The organism is Bradyrhizobium sp. DOA1 (genome assembly GCF_001593325.1).
Classification (GTDB): domain Bacteria; phylum Pseudomonadota; class Alphaproteobacteria; order Rhizobiales; family Xanthobacteraceae; genus Bradyrhizobium.
Map to the genome: position 1 here is coordinate 2,827,787 of NZ_JXJM01000001.1, position 8,935 is coordinate 2,836,721.

General features: G+C 65.8%; 6 protein-coding genes and 1 pseudogene. 4 read left to right on the top strand and 3 right to left on the bottom strand.

What is annotated here, in order from left to right:
* The 3 genes and pseudogenes from SE91_RS13445 to SE91_RS13455 form a co-directional block, all read right to left on the bottom strand.
* Positions 1–222 (bottom strand): annotated as a pseudogene (locus SE91_RS13445) (MFS transporter); the annotation flags it as partial.
* A gap of 157 nt (positions 223–379) precedes the next feature.
* Entirely contained in the window at positions 380–625 is a 246-nt protein-coding gene (locus SE91_RS13450) for a DUF3551 domain-containing protein (RefSeq protein ID WP_061847920.1), read from the bottom strand.
* A 1-nt stretch (position 626) separates the two neighbouring features.
* Complete coding sequence (locus SE91_RS13455) at positions 627–935, bottom strand: DUF3551 domain-containing protein (protein WP_008547565.1); 309 nt, start codon at positions 933–935, stop codon at positions 627–629.
* Positions 936–1,190: 255 nt separating this feature from the next.
* Between SE91_RS13455 and SE91_RS13460 the strand changes: the two genes are divergently transcribed.
* From SE91_RS13460 to SE91_RS13475, 4 genes are all read left to right on the top strand, one after another.
* The gene (locus SE91_RS13460; protein WP_008547562.1) at positions 1,191–1,919 is read left to right on the top strand and encodes an outer membrane protein; all 729 of its coding nucleotides are present in this window, start codon (positions 1,191–1,193) and stop codon (positions 1,917–1,919) included.
* A gap of 502 nt (positions 1,920–2,421) precedes the next feature.
* Positions 2,422–5,925 (top strand): DNA polymerase III subunit alpha, encoded by a 3,504-nt coding sequence (dnaE, locus tag SE91_RS13465; protein ID WP_061847921.1) that lies wholly within the window; start codon positions 2,422–2,424, stop codon positions 5,923–5,925.
* Between the two features lie 131 nt (positions 5,926–6,056).
* A complete protein-coding gene (locus SE91_RS13470; protein ID WP_061847923.1) occupies positions 6,057–6,800 on the top strand; it encodes a carbonic anhydrase in 744 nt (247 codons plus the stop codon).
* Positions 6,801–7,008: 208 nt separating this feature from the next.
* The coding region (locus SE91_RS13475) for a caspase family protein (protein ID WP_082813719.1) at positions 7,009–8,935 on the top strand (1,927 nt) is incomplete at its 3' end.

Below are 8,935 nucleotides of genomic sequence, written 5' to 3' on the forward strand. Positions count from 1 at the left end.
CACGACGCCGAGGGCGTAGGCGCTGATCGCGTGGCCCGCGGTCGGCTCGTCGATGCCGAGATCGGCGGCAAAGAACGGCAGCAGGCTCATCGATGCGAACTCGGTGGTTCCGATCGCAAAGCCGCCCATCGCGAGCGAGACGAGGACGATGGCGAGGTGAGGGGGCGCTGAAGCTGCGGCTGAACCCGCGCGGGTCGAGGTCGCTTGGTGCGAAATCGTCATGTGTTCTGCATTGATGACGTCAAAGGGAACCAGCCCAGCGAACGTCGCCATCCCTGCAAGATTTGTTCGACGGTACTTAAACCCGGATCAGCCAGCGTCAACACGGGAGCCGCGATGTCAGACGGGCTGCATATCAGCATCCCGCATGTGCCAACCCTTATCGGTGCTTCGATCGTCGAGGGGGCTTGGCCTGCGCAAAATACGGGTTCACGAAGCAACTCGCCGAACGGCCGACGGCGAGATACCGGCATTGCGCCAGCGAGCCGTAACGACAGTCGAAATAGCCGACGGGGCCGTAGATCTGCATGCAGACGGGGTAGCTCGGATCATAGGTCTGTGCGTGCACGGCCCCGCCTGCGAACGGCAGGCCGATCACGACAAGTGCGAGGCAGGTGTGGCGCATCTCAGCGCGGCAGGAAATAGCCCGGCGTCTGCGCACCCGGCCGGTTCGGATAGGCGTAGGGATCATCGCTCACGCCTGCGAAGAAGGGATTGGCGATGCAGGTCAGCGCGCGGCCCGACGCACTCGCCTGACACTGTGCGTAAGTATCGAACCTGCAATTGCTCAACCCCGGCCATTCATCGCCGGTGAGGCAGAAGGGATGACGCGTGCCGAACGCTTGCGCCGGAGAGCTTGCGCTGAGCACGAGTGCAAATGTGGCGAGTGCGAGCGAAAATGTGGCGACAATGGGAAGAGCAATTCGGGCGCGCATTTCGATTCTCCAATCACACGAATGTGCGTTCCAGCGATCGTTACGCTCGCACGCAGTATATGTTGTGTAGCGGGCATTGGAACTGCTGAAAACACTTGTTTCAAAGGGTTTCCAGCACGCTCCGCTAAACGTTCGTTAATGAAGCGCGGCCCTTTGGCGACAACTGTTGCGTCGAGGTTACAGCAATTCCGCCGAGCACTGTTATGACGGCAACACGGCCCGGGGGCCTACTGAAGAAACTGGAACGGGAATCAAATGAAGAAGAATTTGTTGCTTGCCGCTGTCAGCCTCGTCGCGCTCAGCGCGGCTGCGCCAGCGCTGGCTGCTGACCTCGCGGCGCGGCCGTACACGAAGGCTCCGCCTGCGGCGATCGCGGCGGTCTATGACTGGAGCGGGTTCTACATCGGCGTCAACGCTGGCGGCGGTTCGGCGGATACGTCCTGGGATCTCGTCGGCTTCGGTCCTGAAGGTTCGCACAACTCGACCGGGGCCACGGTCGGTGGTCAGGTCGGCTATCGCTGGCAGACGGGCCAGTTCGTTTTCGGTGTTGAAGGCCAGGGCAACTGGGCCGACTTCTCGGGCGACAACATTACCCTGCTCGCTCCCGGCGCCAATCGCAACCGGACCAGGGTGGACGCGTTTGGGCTCATCACCGGTCAGGTCGGCTATGCCTGGAACAATGTCCTGCTCTACGCCAAGGGCGGTGCGGCCGTTGTCAGCAACAAGTACGACGTCTACAGCGTCGCGACGGGTGCGAACCTCGATCGGGCGGACGAGACCCGCTGGGGCGCGACGGTTGGCGCGGGCCTCGAGTTCGGTTTCGCTCCGAACTGGACGGTGGGCGTCGAGTACAACCACATCTTCCTCGGCGACCACAACGTCACCTTCGCCAGTGGCGCGGTCGATCGCATCGGGCAGGACGTGGACATCGGCTTGGTCCGCCTGAACTACAAGTTCGGCGGCCCGATGATCGGCCGTTACTAAGACATACCGCTTCTCGGAAGCGAGCCATAGAAAGCCCCGGCCTTGCGCCGGGGCTTTTTTTGTTCGAATTCAGAGACTTAACCATCTTCTTCCGGGATGGCTGAGATGACCTTGACTCCCGAGAACGAAATGAGAACAATGTTCTTCATACGTTCTAGCAAAGGAGCGAGACCATGTTCAGGATTTTCGTGGAAGAGGCGGCTGCTCTGGCGTCGATCACGCTGTTCGTCGGGATGATCGCGATCTGGGCCCAAGTGATTCCGCAGCTCTGAAGCCGCGGTTTTGTAAGCCGATGGCCAAGAACCCTGCCGGAGCCCTCGTCGAAGTGCCGGATTGGGGAAAAGCGGGACGACGCGGCTGATCGGTCGTTCCGGCGTGGACTCTGGGGCAGTTACGCCTCACCATCGTGAGGCGAGTCGGCCGGGCAGCTGCGGGATGCTCACCATGTCCCCCTGGCGCCGGCGACCGCTCCATTTCATCTGAAAGAGGCCGTCACGCGACCATGCCGAGCGCCGGATTTGTCCACCTTCACGTTCACTCGGCCTATTCGCTGCTCAAGGGCTCGATCAAGATCGCCAAGCTCGCTGAGCTCGCGAAGAAGGATCACCAGCCGGCCCTGGCGCTGACCGATACCGACAACATGTTCGGTGCGCTCGAGTTCTCCGACAAGATGGCGGCGTCGGGCATCCAGCCGATCGTCGGCTGCGAGCTTGCGATCGATTTCGGCGATCAGGATCCGAATGCGCGCAACGCGCTCGGGCCCTCGCGCGTGGTGCTGCTGGCAGCGCAGGAGCGCGGTTATCGCAGCCTGATGCGGCTGAACTCGCGGGCGTTCCTGGAGACGCCCGATACCCACGCCCCCCACATCAAGTTCGACTGGCTCGACGGCGAGACCGAGGGCCTGATCGCGCTCACCGGAGGCCCGGACGGCCCGGTCTCGCTGGCGCTCGCCACCGGGCAGGCCGAGATTGCGGCGTTGCGCTGCGAGCGTCTCGCTGGCCTGTTCGGCGACCGCCTCTACGTCGAATTGCAGCGCCACAACACCGACAAGGAGCGGCGCATCGAAAGCGGCCTGATCGACATCGCCTACGCCAAGGGCCTGCCGCTGGTCGCGACCAACGAGCCTTATTTCGCCGCGACCGACGATTACGAGGCGCATGACGCGCTGCTCTGCATCGCCGGCGGGCGGCTGATCGCCGAGACCGACCGCGAGCAGCTCACCCCCGATCACCGCTTCAAGACCCGCGCCGAGATGGCGGTGCTGTTCGCCGACATTCCGGAGGCGCTGGCCTCGACGGTGGAGATTGCCGAGCGCTGCTCGTTCCGCCCGATGACGCGCAAGCCGATCCTGCCGTTCTTCACGGTCGGTGCTGCCGCAAGCTCGGACGCGGCTTCAGTCGAGGCTGCGGAACTGAAGCGCCAGGCGGAGGAGGGGCTCGCCAACCGCCTGCGCGTGCACGGCCTGTCGCAGGGCACCACGGAGGAAGACTACAACAAGCGCCTGGCGTTCGAGCTCGACGTCATCATGCGCATGAAGTACGCGGGCTACTTCCTGATCGTGTCCGACTTCATCAAATGGGCCAAGGCGCACGGCATTCCCGTCGGGCCGGGCCGCGGCTCGGGCGCAGGCTCGCTGGTCGCCTGGGCGCTGACCATCACCGATCTCGATCCGATCAAGTTCGGCCTGCTGTTCGAGCGCTTCCTCAATCCCGAGCGCGTCTCGATGCCGGACTTCGACATCGACTTCTGCCAGGACCGCCGCGGCGAGGTGATCAAGTACGTCCAGGAGCGCTATGGCCGCGACCAGGTCGCGCAGATCATCACCTTCGGTACGCTGCAGGCGCGCGGCGTGCTGCGCGACGTCGGTCGCGTGCTGCAGATGCCCTACGGCCAGGTCGACAAGCTGACCAAGCTGGTGCCGCAGAATCCGGCCGCGCCGGTGACGCTGGCCGCGGCGATCGAAAGCGAGCCGAAGCTGCAGGCGTTCCGTGATGAAGATCCCGTGGTGGCGCGCGCCTTCGACATCGCCCAGCGCCTCGAAGGCCTGACCCGCCACGCCTCGACCCACGCGGCCGGCATCGTGATCGGCGATCGCCCCTTGAGCGAACTCGTGCCGATGTACCGCGATCCGAAGTCGGACATGCCGGTGACCCAGTTCAACATGAAATGGGTCGAGCCGGCGGGCCTCGTCAAATTCGACTTCCTCGGCCTGAAGACGCTGACGGTGCTCGACGTCGCCTGCAAGCTGCTCAAGCCGCGCGACATCCATGTCGATCTCGCCACACTGCCGATCGACGATGCCGAGAGCTACCAGATGCTGGCGCGGGGCGAGGTGGTCGGCGTGTTCCAGGTTGAAAGCCAGGGCATGCGGCGCGCGCTGGTCGACATGCGTCCCGACCGTTTCGAGGACATCATCGCGCTGGTGGCGCTGTATCGGCCGGGCCCGATGGCGAACATCCCGACCTATTGCTCGCGCAAGCACGGCGACGAGGAGCCGGAATATCTGCATCCGGTGCTGGAGCCGATCCTCAAGGAGACCTTCGGCGTCATCATCTACCAGGAACAGGTGATGCAGATCGCGCAGGTGATGTCGGGCTATTCGCTCGGCGACGCCGACCTCTTGCGCCGCGCCATGGGCAAGAAGATCCGTGCCGAGATGGACAAGCAGCGCGACATCTTCGTCGCGGGCGCGGTGAAGAACGGCGTGCCGAAGGGCCAGGCCGAGACCATCTTCGAATTGCTGGCCAAGTTCGCCGATTACGGCTTCAACAAGAGCCACGCGGCGGCCTATGCGCTGGTGTCCTACCACACCGCCTACATGAAGGCGCATTATCCGGTGGAGTTCATCGCGGCGTCGATGACGCTCGATCTCAACAATACCGACAAGCTGTCCGAATTCCGCTCCGAGGCGCAGCGCCTCGGCATCAAGGTCGAGCCGCCGAACATCAATCGCTCGGGCGCGACCTTCGAGGTCGGCGACAAGACGATCTATTACGCGCTCGCCGCGCTCAAGGGCGTCGGCATCCAGGCGATCGACCAAATCATCGAGGAGCGCAACAAGCGCGGATTGTTCACCTCGCTCGCCGACTTCGCCGCGCGGGTCAATCCGCGCGCAATCAACAAGCGCATCATCGAGAGCCTTGCCGCCGCCGGCGCCTTCGACACGCTGGAGCCGAACCGGGCGCGCGTCTTTGCCGGAGCGGACTCGATCCTGGCCGCCTGCCAGCGCGCGCATCAGGCCGAGACCATCGGCCAGAACGACATGTTCGGCTCATCGGCCGACGCGCCGAGCATCATGCTGCCGCAGATCGAGCCATGGCTGCCGGCCGAGCGGCTGCGCCGCGAATACGATGCGATCGGCTTCTTCCTGTCAGGACATCCGCTCGACGATTACGCCACCGTGCTCAAGCGCCTGCGGGTGCAGTCATGGGCCGAGTTCTCGCGTGCGGTGAAGACCGGCGCCACCGCCGGCAAGGTTGCGGCCACCGTCGTCTCGCGCATGGAGCGGCGTACCAAGACCGGCAACAAGATGGGCATCATGGGGCTGTCTGATCCCACGGGCCACTTCGAGGCCGTGCTGTTCTCCGAGGGTCTTGCGCAATATCGCGACGTGCTGGAGCCGGGGGCTGCCGTGCTGCTTCAGCTCGGCGCCGAGCTCCAGGGCGAAGACGTCCGCGCCCGCGTGCTGCATGCCGAGCCGCTCGATGACGCCGCCGCCAAGACGCAGAAGGGCCTGCGCATCTTCCTGCGCGACACCAAGCCGCTGGAATCGATCGCCAAGCGTCTCGCCGGTCCCGAGATCGCCGCCGCGAACGGTGCCGCGCCGAAAATCGGCAGCCCGGCCATCGTGCCGCGCTCCAATGGCGACGGCGAGGTCTCGTTGGTGATGATGCTCGACCTCGAGACCGAGGTGGAGATGAAGCTGCCCGGCCGCTTCAAGGTCTCGCCGCAGATCGCCGGTGCGATCAAGGCGGTCGCCGGCGTGGTGGACGTGCAGCAGATCTGACGGTGCGCACGCACCGCTGCAAACCAAAGCTTAACTATCTGGTCCGCCCCCGGTGTCGTAGTCTGTCGAGCGCAGCTATCAGTGTCTTCCCGTGAATCTCGTTGAGCGGGACGCCAGGAAGGACCACAACCATGTGCGACAAATGCTCTGACAATCTGCATCAATCAGTCGCTGCTTCGCGGCGCTCCATGATGCTCCTTGCCGCTTCGGCATTCGGAGTGGCGGCGTTCGGCGGATCTGCGCTGGCCAAGGAGGCGAAGGCGCCGCCGAAGCCACAGAACGTGCTATCGCCCGATGCCGCTCTCAAGCGGCTTATGGAGGGCAATGCGCGCTACGTGTCCGGCGTGTCGCGTCGCCACGACTTCAAGAATGAGCGCGAGGCTCTGGTCGGCGGTCAGAATCCTTTCGCGGCGGTTCTGAGCTGCGCGGATTCGCGTATCGCGCCCGAATACGCCTTCGACAGCGCGCGCGGCGACCTGTTCGTGTGCCGCGTCGCCGGAAACTTTGCCGGCGATGAGACGATCGCGAGCATGGAGTACACCGTCGCCGTGCTCGGCACGCCCTTGATCCTGGTGCTCGGCCACGACAGCTGCGGCGCCGTCGACGCGACCATCAAGTCGCTGAAGGACGACAAGCCGCTGCCGGGGCACATCCCCACGCTGGTGTCCGCGCTCGCGCCGGCGGTGAAGACCGCGGCTCAGCAGAGTGGGAACGCGCTCGACAACGCCATCCGTCAGAACGTCATCGACAACGTAGCCAAGCTGAAATCGGCCGCCCCGATCCTCAACGCGGCGGTCGAGCAGGGCAAGCTCAAGGTGGTCGGCGGCATCTACCGATTGAGCACGGGGACCGTCGAGTTGCTCGCCCAGGGCTGAGGCCCGCCTTCGGAACATGGAGCCGGTGGTCGCGCCTCTTTCCAGCGAAAGCCGGCCGCCGGGCCATCTTCAGAAGCGCAGCCGCCCTCGGGCCTGTCCGCGCCATTCCGCCGCCTCAATCCGAGCCTTTCGTTCAAGCGCCGTTCAGCCGGCCGCGCGTCAGATGTGCGGTGGCGTTTGAACCATATATTGGCGGGCGGAGCAGGCGATGCGTGGGACATACGGAGCTTTCTTCGGCCTTCTTCTGGCGATCCCGCTGGTTGCGGGCATGATGCCGGGGCCCGCAAGCGCGCAGCAACAGGAGAAGCGCATCGCGCTCGTCGTCGGCAACGGCGCCTATGCCAAGTCGCCGCTGGCGACCACCGCCAACGATGCCGGCCTGATCGCGCAGACGCTGCAGGCCGCGGGCTTCGATGTCGTCGGCGCGCGCGATCTCGACGGTGACACGCTGCGCAAGAGCTTGCGCGACTTCATCCAGAAGGCCCAGGCATCTGGCCCGGGCACTGTCGCGATGATCTATCTCGCCGGCTATGGCGTGCAGCTCGCCGGCGAGAACTATTTCGTCCCGGTCGATTCCAACATCAGCCGGGACACCGACATTCCGACCGAGGCCCTGCGCGTCAGCGACTATGTGCGCCAGCTTGCAGCGATTCCGCTCAAGGCCAACATCGTCGTGCTCGATGCGGCCCGTGCGCAGCCCTTCATCGAGGGCGGCCAGCCGATCGCCAGCGGCCTTGCACTGGTCGAGCCCGAGGCGAACATGCTGATCGCCTTCAACGCGGCGCCCGGCACGGTGGCGCCGGAGGAGGCGGGCCCCTACGGCATCTACGCGCAGTCGCTCGCCGAGATGATCCGCACCGGCGGCTTGCCGCTGGCCGAGGTGTTCGACCGCGTCCGCCTGCGCGTCAACGAAGCCTCCAAGGGCGCGCAGGTGCCTTGGAACGAGCAGAAGATCACCGCGCAATTCTCGTTCTTCGAGCGTGGGCCCGACGCGCCGCCGCCGGAGGCCGCGTCCGACCAGGTTGCCGCGATCCGCAACAAGCCGATCCGCGATCTCGGCGTGCAGGATGCCTATGCCGCCGCGCTCGAGCGCGACACGCTGGCGGGCTATGAGGAATTCCTCGTGACCTATCCGAGTGATCCGCTCGCCAAGCGCGTGAGGGCGATCGTGGCCGCGCGGCGCGAGGCGATCACCTGGCGGCGGACCTATCGCACCGACACGCCGGAGGCCTATTGGTCGTATCTGCGCCGCTATCCGCGCGGGCCACATGCGGCGGACGCGCGCCGGCGTCTTGCGATTCTCACCGCGCCGCCCGAGCCGCCGCCGACCTTCGCGATGATCGATTACGACGTGCCGCCACCGCCGCCGGAGGAGGTGGTCTATGTCGATCGCCCCGTGCTATATTTCAGCGATCCTGATTTCGGCTTCGCGCCGCCGCCACCGCCGCCGGTCTATTACCTGCCGCCGCCGCCGCCGGATTTTGTCGTGCTGCCGCCGCCGCTGCCCGTGGTCGGCCTGTTCGTGCTGCCGCAGCCGGTGTTCGTGCCGATTCCAGTGTTCGTCAGGCCGCCGGTCTATGTCGCGCCGCCGCCGAACAACATCATTTACCAGAACATCCACAACACCACGGTCATCAACACCGTGATCAACCGGCCGCCGCCGCCACCGCCTGCGGGAGCAGGCCCGGGGACCGGACCGGCCAATCTGGCGCCTGCCGTCGCCGGGCGCGCCAACCCGGCAGGTCCGGCGGTGCCGCAGGCCGTGGTCCAGCGCGCTGCGCTGATCCAGCAGGGCAAGGCGCCGATGCCGCCCAGCGCGACGATCCAGCCGATTGCAAGGCCAGGTATCGCGGCACCGGCTCCGGCCAATGTCGCGCCCGCCACATCCGCGCAGCCGCCGGCTGGGGCCAAGCTGCCGCAGGCCAATACGCTGCCGCAGGCCAATACGCCGCCGTCGCCGGGGACTCCCGGTGCGCCACCGGCCGGAGCAGGGGTGGCGCCCGGAGCTGTCACGCCGAACACAGGTCCGACCACGACTGCCCCCGCCGGCAACGCGGCTGCGACCCCGCAAGCACCGGGGGCGGCCAAGCCGCCGCAGGCCAGCACACCGCCACCGGCCAGCACACCGCCGCAGG